The organism is Jutongia huaianensis (genome assembly GCF_014384985.1).
GTDB lineage: Bacteria > Bacillota > Clostridia > Lachnospirales > Lachnospiraceae > Jutongia > Jutongia huaianensis.
Genome location: NZ_JACRSX010000001.1, coordinates 204,370 through 230,200 on the forward strand (window position 1 = coordinate 204,370; position 25,831 = coordinate 230,200).

A 25,831-nucleotide genomic window follows, 5' to 3' on the forward strand; every position below is an offset into this window, starting at 1 on the left:
TTTCGTATTGATCATTAATCTATGATTTAAAAAACGCCACGGATATGAATCCGTGACGATTTCTAATTCTAGATATTGTTGTGTCTACTTTGCATAATCGGTAACTCTGGATTCCCGGATCACATTTACCATGATCTGACCCGGATACTTTAATTCAGACTCAATCCGCTTGGAAATATCCCTCGCCATAAGTACCATATCATCGTCACTTACCTGACTCGGTACGACCATTACACGTACCTCACGTCCAGCCTGAATGGCATATGATTTTTCTACGCCTTCATAGCTATTCGAAATATCCTCTAACTGTTTTAATCTGTTTGTGTAGGTTTCCAGTGTCTCACGGCGTGCTCCCGGTCTGCCTGCGGAAATCGCATCTGCGGCCTGAACAATACATGCAATGATGGACTCTGGTTCTACATCACCATGGTGTGCTTCCACGGCATTGATAACAACCTTTGACTCTTTATACTTGCGACACAGGTCTGCACCGATCTGGATATGTGTTCCCTCGATCTCCTGATCAACTGCCTTACCTATATCATGTAATAAACCAGCTCTCTTGGCAATTCTCACATTTTCACCCAGCTCTGCAGCAAGCAGACCGGACAAATGTGCCACCTCGATTGAATGCTTCAATGCATTCTGACCATAACTGGTTCTGAACTTCATCCTTCCCAGTAAACGGATCAACTCCGGATCAATGCCGTGAACACCAACCTCCAGTGTCGCAGCCTCACCTTCCTCACGAATCATTGACTCCACTTCCTTCTGAGCCTTAATGACTGTTTCCTCAATCCGTGCCGGATGAATACGACCATCTACAATAAGCTTCTCCAGAGCAACACGCGCTACCTCTCGTCTTACTCCGTCAAATGCAGATATAATAACGGCCTCCGGGGTGTCATCAATGATCAGATCAACACCTGTCAGCTGTTCCAATGTACGGATATTACGACCTTCTCGACCGATAATCCTTCCCTTCATTTCATCGTTTGGCAACTGGACAACAGAGATTGTAGTTTCTGCCGCATGATCAGCCGCACACCGCTGAATCGCATTTACTACATAATCCTTTGCTCTCTTATCCGCTTCTTCCTTCGCCTTACGATCCAGTTCTTTTATAAGAACTGCAGTTTCATGTTTTACGTCTTCTTCAACAGATTTTAAAAGATATTCTTTCGCTTGTTCAGAAGTTAAACCGGAAATCTCCTCAAGCTTATGCAGATTCTCTGCTTTGGCATTTTCCAACTCCTCCTTGAGGGCATCAAGACTTGCATCCTTTTTATTAAGGGCTGCCTCTTTTCTTTCCAGCTGTCCTGACTTTTTATCCAGAGATTCCTCTTTCGACAATACTCGTTCTTCATATCGCTGAAGTTCTGCACGGCGTTCCTTGGACTCGCGTTCAATTTCATTTTTTGTCTTGATCGCTTCCTCCTTCGCCTCAAGCAATGCTTCGCGCTTTGTAGTCTCTGCATTTTTCAGAGCATCGTCAACAATCTTCTTTGCTCTGTCCTGTGCTGATCCAAGCTGCTGCTCCTCAGACTTGATATAATTGTCTACAGCCACTTTTTTGGTCACAAGCGCGGTAACGATAATCCCAACCAATAGAACAACAATAGCAATAATAATATATGCTACTGGTGACATCGAATAGGACACCTCCTTATATGATTTCGTTGTATATTTTAAGCACAATACAACGATTTAATTTTATACTGTTTATAACAATATGTCAAGCGAATTACATATAACTGCGAAGCTCCTCTGCCTTGTCTGTCTGCTCCCATGGAAGGTTCAGTTCATTTCTTCCAAAGTGCCCGTAAGCCGCTGTCTGCTTATAGATTGGGCGGCGCAGATCAAGCATTTTGATAATGCCTGCCGGACGCAGATCAAATTTTTCACGGATAATTTCTACCAGCTTCCGGTCATCCAGCTTACCGGTTCCAAAGGTATCTACCATAACAGATGTCGGCTGTGCGACACCGATCGCATAAGAAAGCTGAATCTCGCATCTCTTTGCCAGTCCTGCTGCCACAATATTTTTTGCAACATATCTGGCCGCATAGGCTGCAGAACGGTCTACCTTCGTGCAGTCCTTACCGGAGAATGCTCCACCGCCGTGACGGGCATATCCGCCATAGGTGTCAACAATAATCTTTCTGCCGGTCAGACCGCTGTCTCCGTTTGGTCCACCGATCACAAAACGTCCTGTCGGATTAATAAATACTTTTGTGGTTTCATCGATAAATTCTGCCGGAACGATTGGATCGATCACATATTTACGAATATCCTCATGAATCTGCTCCTGTGTGACATCCTCTGCATGCTGGGTGGAGATTACAACGGCATTGACATGGACCGGCTTGCCATCCTCATCATACTCTACCGTTACCTGGCTCTTTCCATCCGCTCTGAGATAAGGAAGCGTTCCATCCTTACGAACCTTGGTAAGCTGTTTCGTCAGCTTATGTGCCAGTGCGATCGCATATGGCATCAGCTCCGGCGTCTCGTCCGTTGCATATCCAAACATCATTCCCTGATCTCCTGCACCGATTGCCTCCAACTGCTCATCTGACATCTCGTTCTCTCTGGCCTCCAACGCCTTATCCACACCCATAGCGATGTCCGGTGACTGAGAATCTAACAGAACCTTCACACGGCATGTATCACAGTTAAAACCTTTCTCATCGGAATCGTATCCGATCTCGCGGATCGTCTCTCTGGCAATCTTCTCATAATCGACCTTTGCCTTCGTGGTGATCTCTCCCATGATCAATACATAATCTGTGGTGATCGCCGTCTCGCACGCCACACGGCTCATCGGATCCTGTTCCATCAGCGCATCTAAAATACCATCAGAAATATTATCACATATTTTATCCGGATGTCCCTCTGTCACTGATTCAGATGTAAATAATCTTTTCTCCATGTTGTACCTCCTTAAAAAATCAAAACCATAACGTATTATTATAAAAATTTTAACAAAGAAAAAAGACCATCAAAAAGATGGACTTGATCAACTCAACTCCTCTTATTGTTCGATTTCTCGCTCAGATTGGCACCTTCCACTGATGGGGGTTGCCGTGGTTTCACAGAGCCTTCACTCTCCACCACTCTTAATAAGAGTTCGTAATATTCACTTTGTACTTATCTATAATACACGTCCTCTATGTATTCGTCAACCCGTAATTTTTACCAAACGAACATAATGAGGGGATTTTTCATCTGAATGGTAAAAGAGCTGTTTTCTGCTCTAGCAGAAAACAGCTCTTTACTGACATTTTATTCTCAGAGGGGGGAATAGTAATGCATGATATTCGTCATATCACTAGGTCGCATTACTAATTATTAGTATACCCAAACTGAAATAAATTGCAACCCTAATTTACCAAAAATTTCATATTATTTCTTAATTTTAACTTTTTTTGCTTTACTCCACATTCCATATACGTTTTTTCCGCCCGATACTGTATATGCACGGACTTTTACAGCATATTTCTTCTTTTTCTTAAGCTTCTTGATCTTGATTGAATTCTTTGTAGTGAACTTTTTCTTGCCTCCCACAGCTACCTGATATCCGGCAACGCCATCAATCTTTTTCCATTTTATCTTAACTGCTCTCTTCTTGACGTTCTTTGCTGCAAGAAGTTTTACCTTCGGTGCCGTTACTGTCACTTTGCAGACAGCCATTTTGTTTCCTCCTGCGGCTTTTACCGTAATGTTGCAGGTACCGATCTTCAGACCTGTTACCACACCATTTACTACGGTTGCAACGGTTTCGTCACTGGAGGTCCACTCAACCGTCTGATTGGCGTCTGCCGGTACAACACCTGCTGTTAACGTCACTGTACCACCCATTGCTACGGTCTGCTCTGTTGCTGAAATAGTAACCGATTCCACGACAGCCCCAACCTTTACGGTACATACTGCACTCTTTCCATCTGCTGTTGCTGTGATGGTAGCGGTACCGGTCTTTACTGCTTTTACACTGCCTGAGCTGTTAACCGTTACAATATTTTCATCACTGGAGGTCCAGGTAATCTTTTTGTCCGTTGCTTCCTTCGGCAGAACCTCCGCTTTCAGTGTTGCGGTTCCACCCATCTCCAGCAATAATTCCGCTTTGTCCAGGCTGACGGATCCTACCGGAATCTTAACCTTTACCTTGCAGACTGCCGTCTTACCATTTGCTGTTTTTGCAGTAATATTTACAGAGCCCTCTTTGATCGCAGTCACAATGCCACCTGCAACAGTAGCAATTGATGCATTGCTGCTGATCCATTCTACACTCTGGCTTGCATCCTCCGGAAGTACCGTTGCCGTAAGAGCTGTCTGTTCTCCTACATTCATAACGATATCTTCCTGTGATAAGGTTACTGATGCTGCCGGTGTCATTACCGTAATCTTGCAGGATGCACTCTTTCCGTCAACGGATTCTGCCGTGATCGTTGTTGTTCCTTTGGCTACAGCAGTTACTCGTCCACTGGTATCCACCTTTGCAACAGCCTCATCACCGGAGGTCCAGCTCATGGTTTTATCTGTGGCATCCTCCGGCAATACCTGAGCCTTTAAGCTTACTGTCTGTCCTGTGTACATTGTCATCTCTGTCTGATCCAGTGAAACGGAATCAACATGGGTACTGACTACCACACGACATACTGCACTCTTTCCGTTTTCTGCTTTTGCGGTAATATCTGCTTTTCCAGCCTTCACAGGTGTGACCAAACCATCCTCTGAGACTGTCGCAATACTCTGATCACTACTGCTCCAGGTTACGTTTTGTACAGACTCCTCCGGAAGAACCCGGGCTGTCAGCTTCACTCCGTCATCTCCCACAAATAATTGCAGCTGTGTTTCCGAAAGCTGGACAGAATCTGCGGAAGGTACATAACCCTCCTGAACCTTTACGGTACATGTATCACTTTTTCCGCTTACCAGACTTGTTACACGGATTGTCGCTGTTCCTTCTCCCACCGTCTTCGCTTTACCGGTTGTCGGATCAACCGTTACTACCTTTTCATCACTGGAAGTATAACGATAAACATCCTGATATCCCGGATTTTTCTCCAAAAGCTCCGCATTATCTTTGCTATACTTTGTCTCGTCAACGGAAAGATCAAATTCTTTATTGACATCTATTCCCACATTACGTCTTGATAATGCAATCTGGTCCATAGCGATTCGGACGCGTATCTTGCACTCCCCGGTTTTTCCTGAACTGCTTTTTACTACAGCCTTGGTATCCCCTATTGCACCCGGACGTATATTGACCGTAGACATTCCCTTTTTGGCTCCATCCGGTGTCGTTGTCTGTGCCGGAAGCGGTGTCCCCTCAATGGAGGCAATCTCTGTATTATCAATACTCCACTCGATAGAATCTGTGGTCTCCTGACTGCTGTCCTCTGCCAGATAAGATGCCTTGAGCCCGGTTGTCTTTGCAGCACCATATTGCAGATACAGTACCGGATCCCCTGCCTCACTTGCCAGCTGATCCGCTGAGAACTCTAAAATATCGATTGGATTCTGTGTTACATGAATATTGTAAAGCTGTGATACCTGCAGAACGAGACACGCATCATTTAACGCCGTGGTATTATTCTCTGCGTGAATATTTCCCTCCAGACGGATCGTACCGGATACACGCACCTTGGCATCACCCATTTTTTTGCCAAACATACTGATTGCCTGGAACTGCCCATCTGCCGCCTCTTCTTTTTTGACTTTTACAAACTCATTGGAATCATTATTCAACAGATCACTTGTCTTATCATTCTGATCCTTCATTCCATCTGTGACTGTAACGGTCATATCTTTAAAGTTTTTAACACAGTTAAAATCTACTTCATTTTCCTGCTGGTTATAAATACTCTTATCTTTCTCTGCCGGATTTGCCAGAATTGTGACTGTTCTCTTTGCAAAGCCTGCCACACCGGAAAAGATCTTATCCGACCATTCTGCGGAAAGAGGAACCTTCATACTATCCAGCTTATATGTATTCTTGAATGCATTCTGATTGATCTTCTTGACTGTTTCCGGAACGGAAACTGTTTCCAGATTGTAACAATCTTCGCAAACACTTTCCGGCAGTTCTTCAATTTTATCGGACAGAAAATCAATATTGCTCAGATCAGATCTCTGAAATGCATATTTACCAATGGACTGCAGATTCTTCGCAAAACGGAAACTCACGTCTTTCAATCCTGTATACTGCTGATAGTACGAAACATTTTTCAGGGTACTCAAAGATGTTACTGTGCAGCTGACATCCTGAGATGTCTGGGCAAATGCATAATCTCCGATTGTTTCAAGAGAAGATGGAAAAGTAATCTTGCTCAGACTCTTGCAGGACATAAACGCATTGTTTCCAATTTCTGTGAGCTTATCGTTAAGATACTCATTAACCTCCTTGGAGCTGTCATCACAAAAGCCCTTTAATGCATAACACTCTTTGAATGCATTATTTCCAATGCTCTCAAGATTCTTCGGAAGCTTCACCTTCTGTAAACCAATAAATTCAATCGGATGATATGTAGTTTCTCCCAGTTTCCCCGTCTCCCCGGACGGAACCGGTGTCGGTGTCACCAGACATTCTTTTTCTGTAATCTTTGTTGTTGCATTTTCTTTATACGGATAAGAGCCGCAGCCTGCACAAACATCTGCCGGCAGCTCCGTTAATCCATCACCAAAATAAATTTCCTTCATCATCGGACATTTCTGGAATGCACCATTTCCAATAGAAGTTACCGAATCCGGAATATATACACTGGTGTATCCTGCCGGATATACCGGTAAACAATATTTTTTCTGATCGGCATATCCTACACCATTTTCATCATATGCTGTAATCTCATAAAATCCACTGCTCTCAAAGGCTTTCTGCTCAATAGTCGTTAAGGTCTCAGGAAAATGCAGCTCCCCTTCCACCATCTTATCACTATAGCCAATGGTCTTCAAAGCCCAACAGTTTCCAAAACAATCCTCACCAATACTTTTCAGCCCATCCGGAAGCTGTACAGATTCTAACACCAGATCCGCATAGGTCATCTTTTTAGTGGCTGCCTTACTGCTTCCAAACAATTCCTTTGGAAACTCTGTCACCTTGCTGTCTTTGGCAAATACCACTTTCTTCATCATATACATGCCTGCAAAGGCAGACTCACCAAGCGTCGTAACGCAGGCAGGAATTGTCACCTTTTTAAAATCTGTATATGAAAATCCATTATCTCCAATTGACTCCAGCTGGGTCAGACCTGCCAGAAAGTCCTCATTACAGATCGTACTTGCATTAAAAGCACTGCCCTCAATCTTTTTCAGTTTACTCTGGGAACTTTCTCCATTGAAGGTAACCTTCATTCCATCCATGTTATCCAGCAGATCATCCCAGTTTGTAATATTGTCAATATCTCCTGTAAACTGCTCGGTTCCCGCTTTTTGGAACGCATATCTTGGTATTTCCGTAATATTTACGGATAACTTAACATCCAATAAACTGCCGGCATACCGGAAAACAGACTCTCCAAGCTTTTCCACGGTATTTGGCATTACAATTTTCTCAATGTGACAGCTTTCAAACGCCTCATCACGGATATCCGTGAGATTCTCTGGAAGCTCGATCTCTGCCAGCATACTCTTCATAAAAGTATCTTCACTGATCCAGGTCATCTTGGTTTTCTTCAGGTCAATCGAGGTGATCTTACTTGCAGAGAACGCACCCTGTCCCACAGACTCAATGGTATCCGGAAGCTTATTGGTTCGATCCGTGCCAAAGGTAAGTGCTCCCGTTGCTGCGAATGCCTGATCCTGAATTCCCGTAAGCTTTTCATCGCAAAAGATAATATTTTCAAGCTTTTCACAGTTGTTAAACATCTGTGCCGGTACCATATGAGCATTCTCACCGGTGATCACAGGAACCTTTGCTTCTGTGATCGCCTTGCATCCACTGAAAGCGGCTGTTCCAATTTCCTTGACTGTAGACTTCATGGTTCCGATCGATTCATTCGTCAGCTTCGAACATCCACCAAAAGCAGAAGCGCCAAAATAATCAATATTGGAAAGATCAATTCCTTCTAAAGAAGTACAGCCATTAAACGCATTCTTTCCAATCCGGTCTACCGAAGCCGGAAGGGATACGGTTGTTAATGCCGTACATCCGTTAAACTCATCCTCGTTAATTTCTACTGCCTTACACTGACTCAGATCCAGCGTTGTCATACTCAATGCATATCCTAAGCCTTTCAGATCATGCACATCTGCCGGAACGACAATCTCCTTCAGATCAGCACTCCGCAGATCCTTTACTGTAGCGGCATCCCCCTTGCCGGTCTTGTCCCTCAGATACGCAAGCAATGTGGCATCTGCAATAATATCGCTATTCAGCTTCTGATTGTCATCAATCTGACCAGATGCCGCCTTTGCCTTCTGCATTATCCCCGGTATGATCCCTGCTGCTGAAAAGGTATCGGCCGCCGGTGTACAGATAACAAGAGCGGAAGCCAGAACAACGCTCATACAGCGTCTTCTCACTTGTTTTCCAAAATTCTTTTTCATGTGATCTCCTTTCTGCTCCTTTGAGCAATGACTGCAGACTTTTGTCTGCTTTGCCTTTTGTCTGACTATTACGCCATTTTCCGGCATAATTCGCACAAATTGCTATCTTTAATAATAACAAATTTATATATCATCGTCAATTAAACATTTCATTCCGCACACATAATAATCCCCATAAGAGATAAATAACTTTCTTCCCTCTACGTTACGAGCATTTTCCTATGCACTAAAAAAGGGCTCCCCTATTCTTAGGAAAGCCCTATAAAATCTAGTTTGATGTGAATCTGATCAAAGATTACTCGATGATTGTAGCAACCTTACCAGATCCTACTGTACGTCCACCCTCACGGATAGCGAAGTTAAGACCCTGCTCCATAGCGATTGGGTGAATGAGCTCTACAGTAAGCTCTACGTTATCGCCTGGCATACACATCTCAACACCATCAGGAAGATTACATACACCTGTTACGTCAGTTGTTCTGAAGTAGAACTGTGGACGATAGTTATTGATGAAAGGAGTATGACGACCACCCTCCTCTTTCTTCAGTACATAAACCTGAGCTGTGAATTTCTTGTGGCAAGTAGTTGTACCAGGAGCTACAAGTACCTGACCTCTCTCGATATCCTCTCTCTTGATACCACGAAGAAGAGCACCGATGTTATCACCAGCCTGAGCCTCATCAAGAAGCTTACGGAACATCTCGATACCTGTTACAGTAGTCTTCTGAACCTCTTCCTTAACACCAACGATCTCAACTTCCTCGTTGAGATGGAGAACACCACGCTCTACTCTACCAGTTGCAACAGTACCACGACCGGTAATTGTAAAGATATCCTCGATAGGCATCAGGAATGGCTTATCTGTAGCACGCTCTGGATCTGGAATGAACTCATCAACTGCATCCATAAGCTCCATGATCTTGTCGCCCCACTCACCGTTTGGATCCTCAAGAGCCTTAAGAGCAGAACCCTTGATGATTGGGCAGCCTTCAAAACCATACTCCTCAAGTGCCTCAGTTACTTCCATCTCTACGAGCTCGATCAGCTCCTCATCGTCAACCATATCACACTTGTTAAGGAATACTACGATATAAGGTACGTTTACCTGACGGGACAGAAGGATATGCTCCTTTGTCTGAGCCATAACACCATCAGTAGCAGCTACTACGAGGATAGCACCATCCATCTGAGCAGCACCAGTGATCATGTTCTTTACATAATCGGCATGGCCTGGGCAGTCAACGTGTGCGTAATGTCTCTTCTCTGTCTGATACTCAACGTGAGCAGTAGAGATTGTGATACCACGCTCTCTCTCCTCTGGAGCCTTATCAATATCTTCAAAGTTCTCAGCTGAGTTACCAGGAACTCTTGCAGCAAGTACCTTTGTGATTGCAGCAGTAAGTGTTGTTTTACCATGATCTACGTGACCGATGGTACCAATGTTACAATGGGGTTTGGTTCTTTCAAACTTTTCTTTAGCCATTTTTAATTATCCTCCTTAATTCATACGACTCATAGTCTGCCCATCACGGACAAATTTCACGCTATGGGCATTATTATATTGCACTTTACAGGAATTTTCAAGTGCTTTTTATACTATGAGACACATTTTTACTAACATTTTCTAAAATTATTTTTCTTTAGAAGCAAGCACCTTGTCCTGAACATTCTTTGGACACTGCTGATACTTCTCAAAGAACATTGAGTAGTTACCACGTCCCTGTGTGCTGGAACGAAGCTCTGTTGAGTAACCGAACATCTCAGCAAGTGGTACGAATGCACGAACAATCTTTCCACCACCGATATCGTCCATACCTTCAATCTGACCACGTTTTGCGTTCAGACTTCCGATAACGTCGCCCATATACTCCTCAGGCATAGTTACTTCAACCTTCATGATCGGCTCAAGGAGAACAGGGTTACCCTGCTTCATAGCATCCTTGAATGCCATAGATCCGGCAATATGGAATGCCATCTCGGATGAATCGACCTCATGGTAAGAACCATCCCATACATTCGCATGCACACCAAGTACCGGATATCCACCAAGGATACCTGCCTGTGCAGCTTCCTCGATACCCTCGCCAACAGCTGGGATATACTCTTTTGGAATTGCACCACCGACAACGGTAGACTCGAACTTAAATGTCTCCTCACCGTTTGGATCCATTGGCTCAAATTTAACCTTACAATGTCCGTACTGACCACGTCCACCGGACTGCTTAGCATACTTGCTGTCGATATCAACAGCCTTTGTAATTGTCTCTTTGTATGCTACCTGTGGAGCACCAACATTTGCTTCTACCTTAAACTCACGAAGGAGACGGTCTACGATAACGTCCAGATGAAGCTCACCCATTCCGGCGATAATTGTCTGACCTGTCTCTGTATCTGTATGAGCACGGAATGTAGGATCCTCTTCTGCAAGCTTTGCAAGAGCCTCACCCATCTTACCCTGATCATTCTTTGTCTTAGGCTCGATCGCGAGCTCGATAACAGGCTCAGGGAACTCCATAGACTCAAGAATTACCGGATGCTGCTCATCACAGATGGTATCACCAGTTGTGGTAGTCTTGAAACCTACGGCTGCAGCGATATCTCCGGAATAAACCTTGTCAATCTCGCTACGGCTGTTTGCGTGCATCTGTACGATACGTCCGACACGCTCTTTCTTATCCTTTGTTGCATTCAGTACATAAGAACCGGAGTTCAGTGTACCGGAATAAACACGGAAGAATGCGAGTTTTCCTACGAACGGATCTGTCATGATCTTGAATGCAAGTGCTGCGAACGGCTCATCATCAGATGACTTACGGATAACCTCGTTACCCTCCTCGTCAACACCTGTAATATCAGGGATATCTGTTGGTGCAGGCATGAACTCGATAACACCATCGAGAAGCTTCTGAACACCTTTGTTCTTGTATGCAGAACCGCAGTATACCGGAACTGCCTCACAAGCGATCGTTCCCTTACGGAGAGCTTTCTTGAGCTCATCAACAGATGGCTCCTCACCCTCAAGATACTTCTCAAGGAGATCATCATCCAGCTCACAAACCTTCTCGATCAGGTTGTCATGCCATTCCTGTGCAAGATCCTTCAGATCATCAGGAATCTCTGTAATCTCGATGTCAGTACCCTCATCATTTTTATAATAGTATGCATCCATCTCGAAGAGGTCGATCAGACCGATAAAGTCGTCTTCCTTTCCGATAGGAATCTGTACTGGGATTGCATTCTTGCCCAGACGATCAATGATTGTCTGAACAGACATGAAAAAGTCTGCACCCATCTTGTCCATCTTATTGATGAACGCCATACGTGGTACATTATATGTGTCTGCCTGACGCCATACATTCTCTGACTGTGGCTCAACACCGGCCTTTGCATCAAATACACCGACAGCACCATCCAGTACACGCAGAGAACGCTCTACCTCTACAGTAAAGTCTACGTGGCCCGGAGTATCGATGATGTTGATACGATGCTCTAAAGCACCAGCCTTTGGTTTATGATGATCCTCAAGTGTCCAGTGGCAAGTGGTAGCAGCGGAAGTAATTGTGATACCTCTCTCTTTCTCCTGCTCCATCCAGTCCATCGTAGACGCACCATCATGAGTCTCACCAATCTTATAGTTTACACCGGTATAATAAAGAATACGCTCTGTCAAAGTGGTCTTACCCGCATCGATATGAGCCATAATACCGATATTTCTTGTTCTGTCAAGTGGATATTCTCTTCCAGCCAAGGTTGTTTACCTCCTCTATGAATCTTACCAGCGATAATGTGCAAACGCCTTGTTTGCCTCTGCCATTTTGTGCATATCTTCTTTTCTCTTAACGGCAGCGCCAGTATTGTTTGATGCATCAAGAATCTCGTTAGCAAGTCTTTCCTTCATTGTCTTCTCGCCTCTCTTACGTGAGAACAGAGTCAGCCAGCGAAGAGCCAGTGCCTGTCTTCTGTCAGGTCTAACCTCGATAGGTACCTGATAGGTAGCACCACCAATACGTCTTGCCTTTACCTCAAGCTGTGGCATGATATTATTCATAGCCTCCTCGAATACTTCGAGAGCGTCCTTACCGGACTTCTCAGCGATCTGCTCAAATGCACCATAAACGATCTTCTGAGCAACACCTTTCTTACCATCTAACATGATATTGTTGATCAGCTTTGTAACAACCTTGCTCTTGTAGACAGGATCTGCTAATACATCTCTTTTCTGTATATGTCCTTTACGTGGCACGTTACTTCCCTCCTTAATATTATTTGACAATACTACACAGCCGACACTGCATCAGCGTATTGTCATCATTAATTCATCGGTACTCACGAATTTCTGTGTCCGCACCAGGTTAATCAGTAAAAATTAATCCGGCACATCCCCAAATTAGTGAATGATTACTTCTTAGGTCTCTTTGCTCCATACTTAGAACGGCCCTGCTTTCTGTTTGCAACACCGGCTGTATCGAGTGTACCACGGATAATATGATATCTGGTACCTGGCAAATCCTTTACTCTTCCACCACGGATGAGTACAACGCTATGCTCCTGAAGGTTATGACCCTCACCTGGGATATAAGTTGTAACCTCGATACCGTTTGAGAGACGAACTCTGGCGGTCTTTCTAAGAGCTGAGTTAGGCTTCTTAGGTGTAGCAGTACGAACTGCAGTACAAACACCTCTCTTCTGTGGAGAGCTCTGAGCTACAGTCTTCTTATTTAAAGAATTGTAGGTGTACTGAAGTGCAGGAGAATTAGACTTCTTTGAAGAAACCTTTCTTCCCTTTCTTACTAACTGGTTAAATGTTGGCATTAATTTTCACCTCCTGTGATCATAATTAAAATACGCAAAAAAGTACGCAAAAACACGCACTTGATAAGTATATTATCACCGTGCGTGTTTGTCAAGCCTTTATTCTTCAAATTTTTTGTAATTTTAAAATTTTATCTGAGTTTGATCTCCTGTATCGCCGTGTCATTGAAGAGATAGTACCGGTTCCTTTTTGAACTGCGGAAAAAGTAATCAATTCCTTCCTCTACGGTCGCGTGAAAACGAAGAACACCGTTTAACCGGAATATCCCGCACTCCTTGGCCGACCGGAATAAAATTTCATTTCCGGACAAAGTGATATCATTGTAATCCTCCGCAAAATCAAAGGAGGAAATCCTGGTTCCTTTCAGATTATAAATCTCCATCCGGTACGGTATTTTTTTCTTTCCGGTCTCCAATACCATTCCGATATTGTCCTTGCCGTAAAAAACGCTTTTAATATTCTGACGCACCTTTTTCTGTATGATCTGCTTGGGCTGTTTCATTCCCTTCCAGACATAAAAGCCCCGATCCGAAAAAAGTACCACCTGATCGTCCGACAGAAAATGTGCATCCGTCACTAATGCCTTCTGATAGTTTTTGGCTCCGACAATACAATCGGAATTTTTCCCCACATCGGAAAAATTATAGAAAACCACTCTGCTCTCCGCATTGCCTTCCACAATGCAGATATAAGAAGCTACCACGCTGGTTCCATCCGGCGAGATCGCCATACAGACCGTATAACCGTCATCCACGTTCGTCGGTATTTTCACCAGCAGCTTTGAGGATACATCATAAGGATTGTAAATATTGATCATATCTGAAGAGGTGTCTTCTAACAGAAGAGCAACAAGTCCCTGACCGGACACATCCGCCTGCTTGATCTCATAATCCACCGACAGCTCTGTTGCCTCATGCTTGCCGTTATATATCACGGCATCCTTTCCTCCGATATCTGCCACCAGAATATACTGTCCCTGCATAACAACCACCGGATTGCTCATTTCATAGCTTCCGGTCCACAATGTTTTTCCATTGATATCAACCCCGGAAATACCGTCTTTACTGTATTTGACGAAATTATCCCCACAGGTGAGATACTTTTCCGCCCCGGCATCCTGTCTCTGTCCTTCCTTCAGGACCTCATACCCCGTATAACGTTTATTGATATATCCATTAACCAGCAGAATAAAAATGCCCACAGCAACAATGACGCTTGCAATACAGATGACAATAAACATCCGGTTATGCCAAATGGACTTTTTAAGCTCTGATGTATTTATCTCCTCCGACATATTTACGCTCCAATCTAAAAAGTGATAGTCCATAGGACTACCACTTATTTTACATAACTTTTATTGAATATACAACCTCCCCCTTTTATTTTTTATATTTCGGGAGTACAAGACACTGGCCTTCATAGATTGCATCGGCATCCTTAAGACCGTTTGCTTTTTTAACCTTCTTTTCATAAGAAAGATCGTGATACTGTTTCCATACGATCTGCGACAGGGTATCCCCTTTTCTCACAATATAGCTTTGTTGTTCCGTCCGTGTGCTTGTCCGCTCCGCCCTTTTCACATCTGTTTCCCCGGAACCCGTTTTTCCTTTGGAAGGCAGGAACGTTTTCTGTTTCTTTTCCTGTGCCGGCTGAACCTGTCCGGTTGTTTTCCGTTTTGACACAGTTCCCGCGTCAGACGGCTTCGGCGTATCCGTAGTGTTTTCTGCGCTTTGAAACGGGATCTGCTGCACCGTATCTGCAGCCTGTCTCGACATAGCGGCTACATCCTCCTGCTGTTTTCCCACATATTCCGTCAACGTATCCACCGTCTGTTCCATTTTCTGGATTCTGGCGGTGCTGTCCAGCATGGTATGCACTCCAAACAACAGAGCGATCCCCGCCGCTACTGCCCCACAATATGCCAACAGCTGCAGATTCTTTTTACGTTCTTCCTTTTCTTCTATTACATGACGCATAGACACTGTCACGGTGTCTTCATAATCGCCGTCAATGCTCTCCGGTTCTTTGCTGTCATCCAGCATAAAATTCTGCATTTGTGGATTTTTTTCAAAATAAACATAATACCCGGACATTTCCTTCAGCATATTTCTCTGCCATAAAAATATCTTTTCTTCCTTTTCACTTAAATCCCATAAAAACAAAGTACTGTTTTCTTTGGAAAATTCTGCCTTCTGAAGCTTTCGCACCTGGCTGTCCACACTACCGCTCCACATCGGCACACCGCATGCCCATCCAAGAACCAGAGCCCCGGGAAAATTTCGGCGGATCGTCTCATATGCCTGATCCCACGTTTCTTTTGGAATTTCGCCCTTCTCCAATATTCCGGTCTCTTCCAGTACGATCGCCCCGTATATAAATGCTGCTTTTTCCGCCTTTTCCTCCCCATTCTTTCCTAACAGGAGAACAACAACCGGTTCCTGTGCATGGACAAAGCTCTGCTTCAGATATGTAATCACATAATCCTCCAGATATATCTTCTGTCCCGGAAGTGGGACACCTATCTGGCGAACATTTTTCGGAAATTCGCTGTATTTATAAATGTTTTTTTCTTCCTTGGTTCCATTGATCGTTTCCTCCATCAGCCTCGCACCTCACTACTTATTTTTCGGTTAATATAACATGTACGCAGTGATGTTTCCTGTCGAAGCAGTGACTTCTTCTGCTTTTTCGCCGGAAATATTTCGACAGGAGAATCTAAAAATGGAGGTTTAGTTTTTTTGCTCAGGGGCATACTTATAGTACAAGTTCAAACAACATACAAGGAAAGGAAATTGCTATGACCAATACAACACTTTATTTCGCCCCTTCTGCCGCAACAAGTCTCAATAAATTCTGCAGTTCTCTTCAGGAAATGATCTGCCAGACCGGAAACAGACCAGTTGTTTTTTTGTGCATCGGTTCAGACCGCGCAACAGGGGACAGTCTTGGTCCTCTGGTAGGGCATCAATTGATCACTTCTCTGTCCCTTTCCCACTGTACAAAAAAAACGGCCGTATATGGAAGTCTCCGTCACACCGTCCATGCCGGTAATCTGTCGGATACACTGTCCTCCATATACAACCGTTATTCAAATCCTTTTATTGTTGCGATCGACGCCTCCCTCGGCGTACCGGAACATATCGGCTTTGTAACACTTGGAACCGGAAGCCTCCGTCCCGGCATTGGGGTCAGCCACAAGCTTCCTGCTGCCGGCGATATCCATATCACCGGAATCGTCAATCATTCCAGCACAAATAACCACCTGACTCTGCAAACAACAAAACTCCTGACGGTTGCCGAGCTTGCCGGCTTCATTTCCCATGGCATTCTCCGCGCACTACATGTCTGTTCTTCCCTCCAGAGCCCGCAGGAGCGTCACTTCATCGATATATTCTAAATCACCGCCAACCGGAACTCCGCTGGCGATCCGGCTCACCTTGATCCCTGTCGGTTTCACCAGCTTACTGATATAGGTAGCGGTTGCGTCTCCTTCGAGATTTTTATTGGTGGCCACAATGACTTCATCCACATCCTGCTGGAGACGAACCATCAGTTCCCGCAGCCGGATATCTGCCGGGCCAATTCCCAGCATCGGAGAAATCGCTCCATGAAGTACATGATATACCCCATCATATTTTCCGGTCTTCTCATAGGCTGCCAGATCTCTCGGATTTTCTACCACCATAATGATACGATGATTCCTTTTATCACTGGCACAGATCGGACAAAGCTCCTGATCTGTATAAGTACAACATTCTTTACAATAATGCACATTCTTCTTGGCATTAGTCATAGCCTGGGATAAACTCGTCACCTGGTCCTCAGGCATATTCAAAATATGAAACGCCAGCCTTTGTGCAGATTTGGCACCGATTCCCGGCAGTCTGGACAATTGTTCCACCAGAGCAGTGATCTGACTGCTGTATACATCCATTTTGGTCACTTTCCCTTCGGTATGATTTTTGTGGTATTAGAATAATCCGCCACCCATGCCGCCAAGACCACCTGTCAGCTGCTGCATCACCTGTGCATTTTCCTCTTCCATCTTACGGAGCGCCTCATTGGTTGCTGCAACGATCAGATCCTCTAATGTCTCAATATCGTCCGGATCAACAACCTCTTCCGAAAGCTTTACGGATAAAACTTCTTTTTTGCCGGAAACCTTTACCGTTACAACACCGCCACCTGCAGAAGCTTCAAATTCTTTCACCTCTAATTCCTTTGTTTTCTCTTCCATCTGACGCTGCATTCTCTGTGCCTGCTTCATCAGATTATTCATATTTCCCGGCATTCCTCCCGGAAATCCACCTCTCTTAGCCATTTTTATTTCCTGCCTTTCTAATCATCTATAATTTCTATTCCATCAAAATGAACAATACTTCCAATATCCTCGTACTGCTCCTGAACCTTTTCGGAAACAACCCTGATCTGAAGCTCCACCTGTTTTCCAAGAACATTTTGAATAATGGTATCCAGCTCCTCCAGACGTTTTCCATCATCCTGCTGGAATATTCCACCATCCGTAGGATCTGAAAATTGAAGCACCAGAGCTCCATTGTCCCCTAAAGTCCTCTTGGCATTTTGCAACGCCAGTCTTTCCACCGGTCCACACTGGCTGCAGACCTGAGGCCATATCTTAAGCAGTGCCTGAATGTCCTCCGGCAATGCTTTTGGACAGATCTTCGGCTTTTCCTCTGCCGGTGCCGCCTGTTCCACAACAGCCGGTGCCGCCGGAGCTGCTGCCGGCACTCCGTTTTCCAGCTGCTTCTCCACAACCTCCAGCCGATTCAGGATCGTTGTCAGATCCTGCTCGTGATCCATCTGTGGTTTACAAAGCTTGATCAATGCAACCTCGATGAGAATTCTTTTTTGTACTGCATAACGGATCTGGTTGGATAGTTCCGATAATATCCGGATATACCGGATCATAGTCTCCTGGGACAACATGGTACTTTCTTCCTGAAGACCGGCAAGCTGTTCACTGGAAACATCTACCAGCTCACTTCCCTGTTCCGAGCTTCCGATCAACAAAAGATTCCGGATATACCAGATAAATTCGTTAATGAACTGCGTCAGATCCCTGCCGCTTACCATCATTTCTTCCACAAGCTCCAGACAGCCCACAGCATTGCAGTCTGCCACATATCGGAACATCCGGCTGTACACCGCCGTATCCACAGCTCCCAGCACTTCCAATGCCTTATCATAGGTCAACGCCTGTCCCAGATAGAAGGCAATACACTGATCCAGCAGACTCAGCGCATCACGCAGAGAACCATCCGCTGTCTTGGCAATATAACGAAGTGCCTTATCCTCGACTTCCAGCTGTTCTTTATCCACCAGTTCCCTTAATCTCGCCTGTATGGTGTCTATGGTAATCCGTTTAAAATTGTACCGCTGACATCTGGACAAGATCGTAATCGGAATCTTGTGTACCTCTGTGGTCGCCAGAATAAAGATCACATATTCCGGAGGCTCCTCCAGTGTTTTTAAAAGAGCATTAAACGCTCCTGTGGAAAGCATGTGTACCTCATCAATAATATAAACCTTATAACGTCCCTCCGTGGGAGAATACTGCACCTCATCAATAATATCGCGAATGTTTCCCACACCGTTGTTGGACGCCGCATCAATTTCTATGACATTCATAGAGGTCTGGCTGTTGATCTTCTGACACATAGCACACTGATTACATGGACTGCCGTCTACCGGCGATTCACAGTTTACTGCCTTCGCCATGATCTTTGCCACCGATGTTTTACCGGTTCCGCGAGTACCGCAAAACAGATATGCATGACCAATTCTCTCTGTCCTGATCTGATTCCGCAGTGTGGTCACGATCTGATCCTGCCCCTTGACCTCATCAAAGCCTGATGGCCGGAACTTCCGATATAATGCCGTATATGACATAACTGTCTCCTATTCAAAGTTACTATACTGCAACAGCCCCGCAAATTTGTACCTGGGGGACAAATTTGCTGTACAAAACCTTAGAACTTCCCAGCAGCATTTTTTGCTGCTCTGGAAGTTCTTTTTGTGCTAGTCACCGAAACAAATACCCATTTCTTTAATCTCCTGAATAATGGAAGCCTTTGGATCTACCATTTTCAGCTTTCCTGCCACCTCAGAAAGCGGCACCGGTACGGTCTCTCCATTCACCATGCCTACCATATAACCGTACTTCTCCTTTATGATCAACTGGGCTGCCGCTGCACCGAGACGTGTGGAAAGAACACGATCGTAAGGACATGGCTCTCCCCCTCGCTGCATGTGGCCCGGAACCGTGATGCGTACTTCCTGGCCTGTTTTTTCCTGAATCTGCGCACCGATCTCATAAGAGATAGAAGGATATGCCATTTTCTTTCTCTTTGCCTTAAGCTCTTTCTTGCTCAGTGCTGCATCCTCCTTGGAAATAGCACCCTCTGCTACCGCTAGGATAGAGAAACGCTTGCCCTGGGCACTTCTTTTCTCCAGAGCCTTTACCACCGAATTGATATCATATGGAATCTCCGGCAGGAGAATGATATCTGCGCCTCCTGCAATACCGGCATGAAGTGTCAGCCAGCCCACCTTATGACCCATTACTTCCACAATAAAGACACGTCCATGGGAAGCTGCCGTGGTATGGATACAGTCAATGGCATTTGTTGCAATATTTACTGCACTCTGAAAACCAAATGTAATATCCGTTCCCCAGATATCATTGTCAATGGTCTTTGGTAGAGTAACCACATTGCATCCTTTCTCACTGAGAAGATTGGCTGTTTTATGCGTACCGTTTCCTCCCAGGATCACCAGACAGTCAAGCTTCCATTTTTTATAATTGTCCAGCATAGCTTTTACCTTATCAAGACCATTCTCATCCGGCTCTCCCATCTTCTTGAAGGGCTGTCTGGAGGTTCCGATAATAGTTCCACCCTCTGTTAAAATTCCTGAGAAATCCTTTGGCTCCATCTTACGGCGGTTGCCATAAATGAGTCCCTTATATCCTTCTAAGATACCATAAATCTCCACATCCGGATTTGCCTGATACAATGTCTTGGCTACACCTCGCATGGTTGCATTCAGACTCTGACAGTCACCGCCACTTGTCAAAAAACCAATTCTTTTCACGTTTTCCTCCAATTCTGCGCTCCCATAGCGCCATCAATTCTTTCACCTCAGTAACGTTTCTTTTCACACGATGGGTGTGATCTATCGTCAGAGACAGCCTCTTCCTTTGCCTCTTCCAATTCTTTCTCCCGCTCCGGCGTATAGCCGTACTTTTTCTGAATGATCCTGTTCATCAGATATCCACCTGCCAGTACCACTAAAAGTACAACACCTGCTACGCCCGGAGATATGATCGACGTAAGCATCATTTTTATTTGCTCCTACAGATGCCAGATATCCTCATTATACTGTGCGATCGTACGATCGGATGAGAAAAATCCTGCCTTCGCAATGTTTACTATCATTTTCTTTTCCCATGCTTTTTTGTCTGCATAATCTGCAAGCATTTTTTCTTTCACCTGAATATATTCTTTTACATCAAGTAATGTCATAAACCAGTCCTTTGTCAGAAGCTCCATATACAGACGGATCAGGCTCTTTTTATTGCCTACGGCAAACATTTCCTTGCTGATAATAAAATCCACAAGCTTTGCGATCTCCGGATCTGCATCGTAGATAGCTTCTGCACTGTAGTCTGCCTTGGCATAATGCTCAATGACCTCTTCACTGGACTTACCAAAAATATAGATATTGTCATCTCCCACAAACTGATGGATCTCGACATTAGCTCCGTCCTCTGTACCGAGAGTGATAGCACCGTTCAGCATAAATTTCATATTGCCGGTTCCACTTGCCTCCTTGGATGCCAGAGAGATCTGCTCAGAAATATCTGCTGCCGGGATCACCTTCTCTGCATAAGAGACATTATAATTCTCCAGCATAACAACCTTCAGATAAGGACTTACCTCCGGGTCGTTATTGATCAGCTCAGACAGGCAGAGGATCAGATGAATGATGTCCTTTGCAATGGTATATGCCGGTGCCGCCTTTGCTCCAAAAATAACTGTCACCGGTGTTTTCGGCTTGTTGCCGGCCTTGATATCCAGGTATTTGTGGATCACATACAATGCGTTCATCTGCTGACGCTTGTACTCATGGAGACGTTTTACCTGTACATCAAAAACAGAATTTTCATCCACTGTGATGTTTTCCTTTTCCTTAAGATATGCTGCCAGCTCTTTCTTTTTCCGGCGCTTGATCTCGTAAATATCATCCAGGACCTTCTGGTCACCCTGATACTTTAACAGATCCTCCAGCTTGGACGCATCCTTCTTAAAGTCTGCGCCGATCTTATCTGTAATATAATCTGTCAGCGGATGGTTGCAGTGAAGCAGCCAGCGGCGGAATGTAATACCGTTTGTCTTATTGTTAAACTTCTGCGGATAGAGATCATAGAACGGCTTCAGTTCAGAATTCTTCAGGATCTCCGTATGCAGATATGCCACACCATTTACGCTGGTGCTGTAATGAATGTCAATATGTGCCATATGAACGGTATTATTCTCATCAATAATGGCAACTCTTGGATCAGAATATTTCTCCTTTACCTTTACATCCAGCATCTTAATGATCGGAACAAGCTGCGGTACGACCTTTTCCAGATACCACATCGGCCACTTCTCCAGAGCCTCTGCAAGGATGGTATGGTTGGTATAGGCACACATTCGGGATACAATACCAATCGCATCGTTCATCTCGATTCCACGATTCACTAACAGACGGATCAGCTCCGGAATAACCATAGTCGGATGGGTATCATTGATCTGAACAACGGCGTAATCCGGCAGATCATAAAGAGTACTTCCCTTTGCCAGTGCCTCATCAATAATAAGCTGTGCGGCATTGCTGACCATAAAATACTGCTGATAAATACGCAGCAGCTGCCCCTGTACATCGCTGTCGTCCGGATAAAGGAATAAGGTGAGATTCTTTGTGATCTCATCCTTGTCAAACCAGATTCCGTCTCCCTGAACAATAGAATCATCCACACTGTCCAGATCAAACAGCTTGAGGGTGTTCACCTTATTATCATAGCCTGTAACATCGATTTCATACATAACAGACTGGACTGTCTTATTATGAAAAATAACAGGATATCCTACATCTGTCCGGCGAAGCCAGCTCTGATCCTGAATCCATGGATTTGGTGTTTCCTTCTGCATATTCTGCTCAAATACCTGTTTAAACAATCCCAGATGGTAGTTCAGTCCCACACCGTCTCCCGGCAGTCCCAGCGTTGCGATGGAATCCAGAAAGCATGCAGCCAGCCGGCCAAGTCCGCCATTTCCCAGTGATGGCTCCGGCTCAATCTCCTCAATATCAGCCATGGTCTTTCCATGCTTTTTCAGTGCTTCATTGACCTGATCATAAAGACCCAGATTGATCAGATTGTTAGATAAAAGCTTTCCGATCAGAAACTCTGCCGATATGTAATAGACTTTTTTCTTTCCCTCAATCCGTCCCTTCTGGTCAATGGCTCTTTTGGTCAGATTCAGCAGATTGTAATAAATCTCCTCATTACTACCGCCTGCTGCAATACTTTCGATCTCCTGTTCAAACATAATCCTCTTACATTCCTTTCTCTGCCCGCAAACCCTGGAGTGCAGGCATAAATTTCCCGGCAAAAATTGCCATGTGCACATTTTCTCTTAATAAACAATATGGTATACCCATCTGTACCGGCCATATTGTCCCACGTACAGATAAGTATACCATACTTTCATTCTACGGTCAAAATTGAAACTATTTATAAAGAGGTCCGTATGCGGCACATGCGCGGTAGTCCTGTCCCTCTTTATCCATACCGAATGCATTCCATGCAGATGGACGGAAGATATCCTCCTCCGGTACGTTATGCATGCATACCGGGATTCTCAAAATGGATGCCAGCGTGATCAGATCTGCACCGATATGACCATAGCTGATGGCACCGTGATTTGCCCCCCAGTTGTTCATCACATCGTATGCCGTCTTGAATGCACCCTCACCGGTAACACGCGGAGCAAACCATGTACAAGGCCATGTATAGTCGGTACGCTTCCAGATCTTGTCAGATATCTCATCCGGCAGATTGATAGTATAACCTTCGCAGATCTGCAGAACCGGTCCTAAGCCCTTGACCAGATTCAGACGGATCATGGTTGCAGGCATTTCTGCTCTGGTAAGATATCTGGAAGAGAATCCACCACCACGGAAGTATCCGTTATCAGCAGCACACCACTCGGTCGCCTCCAGACATGCCTTCTGATCCGCTTCTGTCATCTCCCAGAATGGCTTGATCACGCCATTGCCGTTCTCGTCCTTCACCTCTCCACAAGCATCCAGACAAGCTGCTCCGGAATTGATCAGATGCAGGAAACCGCCTGCTTCTTTTGCGATACCTTCCAGCTCATAACCGGTAGCTTTCTTGACAGCATCCGGACTCCAGTATGTACGAACATCCGCAAAGATCTGTGCACGACCGGTAAGAAGCTTCATAAACAGCATACCAAGACCATTCAGAGTATCATTCTCTGTTGCCAGAATGTATGGTTCTCTTGCACCGTTCCAGTCAAAGGAAGAATTGCAGAGTGCCTCTGCGAAATCTCCGTTCGGATAGAAATCCGTCCACTGTCTCTGTCCCTGGAAACCGGCAGCGATGGCATTGTGTCCAACCGCCTCCTCTTCTCTGCCTTCCGGAAGATTTTTATTTCCATTCATCAGATCCTTGATGATACACATCATTTTTACAACGAACTCCCAGTCACGCTGCTTCTGCTCGTCGTTTCTCTTTACGAAATCCGGATTCTTGTCCCATCCTTCCCTGCAGTGGGACTCAGTCCATGACAGTGCTCTCTCAAACTCCTCGTGATCATAGATTCCCTCTGACATACGACGGATGATCTCTACTTCATCCACAGACTCCACGCGCATACCGAGATATTCCTCGATAAACTCACAGTTCACAATAGAACCGGCAATTCCCATGGTAACGGCACCAATCTGCAGATATGACTTTCCACGCATGGTTGCCGCTGCGATCGCTGCACGGCCAAAACGAAGAAGCTTCCCCTTTACATCCTCCGGAATCTCCTCGGCATCTGCCTCCTGAACATCCTTACCGTAAATACCAAATGCCGGAAGCCCCTTCTGTGCATGAGCTGCAAGTACAGCGGCAAGATATACCGCACCCGGTCTCTCTGTACCATTAAAGCCCCAAACAGCCTTGATAGTATTTTTATCCATATCCATCGTCTCAGAGCCATAACACCAGCATGGAGTTACTGTCAATGTAATATCAACACCTTCTCTGCGGAATTTGTCAGCACAGGCAGCCGCCTCTGCAACACGTCCGATCGTTGTGTCTGCGATCACAACCTTTACCGGCTCTCCATTGGAGTAACGCAGGTTCTCCTCAAAAAGTTTTGCGGCATTTTTTGCCATGCCCATGGTCTGAGCCTCCAGTGACTCACGTACCTTCAACGGTCCTCTTCGTCCATCTATCGTCGGACGAATTCCAATTACAGGATAGTCCCCAATCATTCTGTTTTCTGCCATTCCATCTCCATCCTTTCAAAATAATTTATTGATGATATAAATTTGGCGGTTATTTCCGCCTGCTCTTTTATTGTACAACATTATACAAAAAAATGCACAAACTTTTTTGTAGTTTGTGCATTTTTATTTAATCATTATCAGACCGGTTTCCAAACAGAAGAACGAGACGCAGCAACTGCAGCAAAGTAGAAATGGTTGCAGTTACATATGTCATAGCCGCTGCCCCAAGTACCTTTCTGGCTCCTCTCATCTCCTCATGCCCCAGAATTCCTCTCTGGTCCAGTATCCGCAATGCCCTGCCGGATGCATTAAACTCTACCGGAAGAGTAACCACCTGAAACAACAGGGTCAGGCCAAACAAAATAATACCGATCTGCAGCAGACCCGCTCTTCCCAGGATCAGTCCGAGAATGATCACCGGCCATGAAAGCTTCGATCCCAGATTCACTACCGGTACAATGGCATTGCGCAGACGGATCGGAATATAATTCACCTTATCCTGGATCGCATGGCCACACTCATGAGCTGCCACCCCGGCAGCCGCGATAGACGTAGATCCGTATACGCTGTCCGACAATCGAAGAACCTTGGCTGAAGGATCATAATGATCTGTCAGGTCTCCGCTGATATGCTCGATGCGGATATTGCTTAAGCCTGCTTCCTGCAGGATCTGTGCCGCCACCTGCGCACCTGTCATATTCCGGCTGTTTCTCACACGATTATATTTTTTATATGTGCCGCTGACATTGGCAGATGCGATCATGCAGATCAGCGCACCAATGATCACCAGTACATATGTGGGATCCCAATAATACCCATAACCCATTCCCATTGGCATATGTCATTCCTCCTTATCTCAAACAAAACAATCTGTACATCGAA

The 25,831-nt window shown here is 45.0% G+C and carries 18 protein-coding genes and 1 riboswitch; of the genes, 1 reads left to right on the top strand and 17 read right to left on the bottom strand.

Features of this window, described 5'->3' with window-relative positions; genetic code table 11:
• Positions 1-84: 84 nt before the first annotated feature.
• The 9 genes from rny to H8704_RS00935 all read right to left on the bottom strand — a co-directional run bounded on the left by rny (position 85) and on the right by H8704_RS00935 (position 15,960).
• Positions 85-1,650: a ribonuclease Y gene (rny, locus tag H8704_RS00895; protein ID WP_022465838.1), complete on the bottom strand. Its 1,566-nt coding sequence runs from the start codon at positions 1,648-1,650 to the stop codon at positions 85-87.
• 94 nt (positions 1,651-1,744) lie between these two features.
• On the bottom strand, positions 1,745-2,932 hold the full coding sequence (gene metK, locus H8704_RS00900; protein WP_022465837.1) for a methionine adenosyltransferase: 1,188 nt from the start codon (positions 2,930-2,932) through the stop codon (positions 1,745-1,747).
• 99 nt (positions 2,933-3,031) lie between these two features.
• Positions 3,032-3,129, bottom strand: a riboswitch (SAM riboswitch).
• A 276-nt stretch (positions 3,130-3,405) separates the two neighbouring features.
• Positions 3,406-8,547, bottom strand: coding sequence for a leucine-rich repeat protein (locus H8704_RS00905; protein ID WP_249296940.1), 5,142 nt, complete (start codon positions 8,545-8,547; stop codon positions 3,406-3,408).
• Positions 8,548-8,842: 295 nt separating this feature from the next.
• The gene (gene tuf / locus H8704_RS00910; RefSeq protein WP_249296941.1) at positions 8,843-10,030 is read right to left on the bottom strand and encodes an elongation factor Tu; all 1,188 of its coding nucleotides are present in this window, start codon (positions 10,028-10,030) and stop codon (positions 8,843-8,845) included.
• Between the two features lie 147 nt (positions 10,031-10,177).
• A complete protein-coding gene (fusA, locus tag H8704_RS00915; protein WP_022465138.1) occupies positions 10,178-12,295 on the bottom strand; it encodes an elongation factor G in 2,118 nt (705 codons plus the stop codon).
• A gap of 24 nt (positions 12,296-12,319) precedes the next feature.
• Positions 12,320-12,790, bottom strand: a complete 471-nt coding sequence (rpsG, locus tag H8704_RS00920) for a 30S ribosomal protein S7 (protein WP_022305278.1) — start codon at positions 12,788-12,790, stop codon at positions 12,320-12,322.
• A 155-nt stretch (positions 12,791-12,945) separates the two neighbouring features.
• Complete coding sequence (gene rpsL, locus H8704_RS00925) at positions 12,946-13,359, bottom strand: 30S ribosomal protein S12 (protein WP_022305277.1); 414 nt, start codon at positions 13,357-13,359, stop codon at positions 12,946-12,948.
• A gap of 131 nt (positions 13,360-13,490) precedes the next feature.
• Complete coding sequence (locus H8704_RS00930) at positions 13,491-14,654, bottom strand: DUF5711 family protein (RefSeq protein ID WP_022465139.1); 1,164 nt, start codon at positions 14,652-14,654, stop codon at positions 13,491-13,493.
• Between the two features lie 85 nt (positions 14,655-14,739).
• Entirely contained in the window at positions 14,740-15,960 is a 1,221-nt protein-coding gene (locus tag H8704_RS00935; protein ID WP_249296942.1) for a LysM peptidoglycan-binding domain-containing protein, read from the bottom strand.
• 197 nt (positions 15,961-16,157) lie between these two features.
• On the opposite strand from H8704_RS00935, the gene yyaC reads away from it, so the two are divergent.
• A complete protein-coding gene (gene yyaC, locus H8704_RS00940) occupies positions 16,158-16,757 on the top strand; it encodes a spore protease YyaC (protein WP_118677177.1) in 600 nt (199 codons plus the stop codon).
• Here yyaC and recR read toward each other — a convergent pair.
• From recR to H8704_RS00980, 8 genes are all read right to left on the bottom strand, one after another.
• Positions 16,698-17,294 (bottom strand): recombination mediator RecR, encoded by a 597-nt coding sequence (gene recR, locus H8704_RS00945; RefSeq protein WP_118677179.1) that lies wholly within the window; start codon positions 17,292-17,294, stop codon positions 16,698-16,700. The genes yyaC and recR overlap by 60 nt on opposite strands.
• 36 nt (positions 17,295-17,330) lie before the next feature.
• On the bottom strand, positions 17,331-17,681 hold the full coding sequence (locus H8704_RS00950; RefSeq protein ID WP_249296943.1) for a YbaB/EbfC family nucleoid-associated protein: 351 nt from the start codon (positions 17,679-17,681) through the stop codon (positions 17,331-17,333).
• A 17-nt stretch (positions 17,682-17,698) separates the two neighbouring features.
• Complete coding sequence (gene dnaX, locus H8704_RS00955; RefSeq protein WP_249296944.1) at positions 17,699-19,270, bottom strand: DNA polymerase III subunit gamma/tau; 1,572 nt, start codon at positions 19,268-19,270, stop codon at positions 17,699-17,701.
• A 129-nt stretch (positions 19,271-19,399) separates the two neighbouring features.
• The gene (locus H8704_RS00960; protein ID WP_022465145.1) at positions 19,400-20,473 is read right to left on the bottom strand and encodes a 6-phosphofructokinase; all 1,074 of its coding nucleotides are present in this window, start codon (positions 20,471-20,473) and stop codon (positions 19,400-19,402) included.
• 47 nt (positions 20,474-20,520) lie between these two features.
• Positions 20,521-20,721, bottom strand: coding sequence for a hypothetical protein (locus H8704_RS00965; protein ID WP_022465146.1), 201 nt, complete (start codon positions 20,719-20,721; stop codon positions 20,521-20,523).
• A 12-nt stretch (positions 20,722-20,733) separates the two neighbouring features.
• Positions 20,734-22,974: a glycogen/starch/alpha-glucan phosphorylase gene (locus H8704_RS00970; protein ID WP_249296945.1), complete on the bottom strand. Its 2,241-nt coding sequence runs from the start codon at positions 22,972-22,974 to the stop codon at positions 20,734-20,736.
• Positions 22,975-23,155: 181 nt separating this feature from the next.
• Positions 23,156-24,949: an L-fucose isomerase gene (locus tag H8704_RS00975; protein WP_249296946.1), complete on the bottom strand. Its 1,794-nt coding sequence runs from the start codon at positions 24,947-24,949 to the stop codon at positions 23,156-23,158.
• 127 nt (positions 24,950-25,076) lie between these two features.
• Entirely contained in the window at positions 25,077-25,787 is a 711-nt protein-coding gene (locus H8704_RS00980; protein ID WP_022465149.1) for a zinc metallopeptidase, read from the bottom strand.
• Positions 25,788-25,831: the final 44 nt, after the last annotated feature.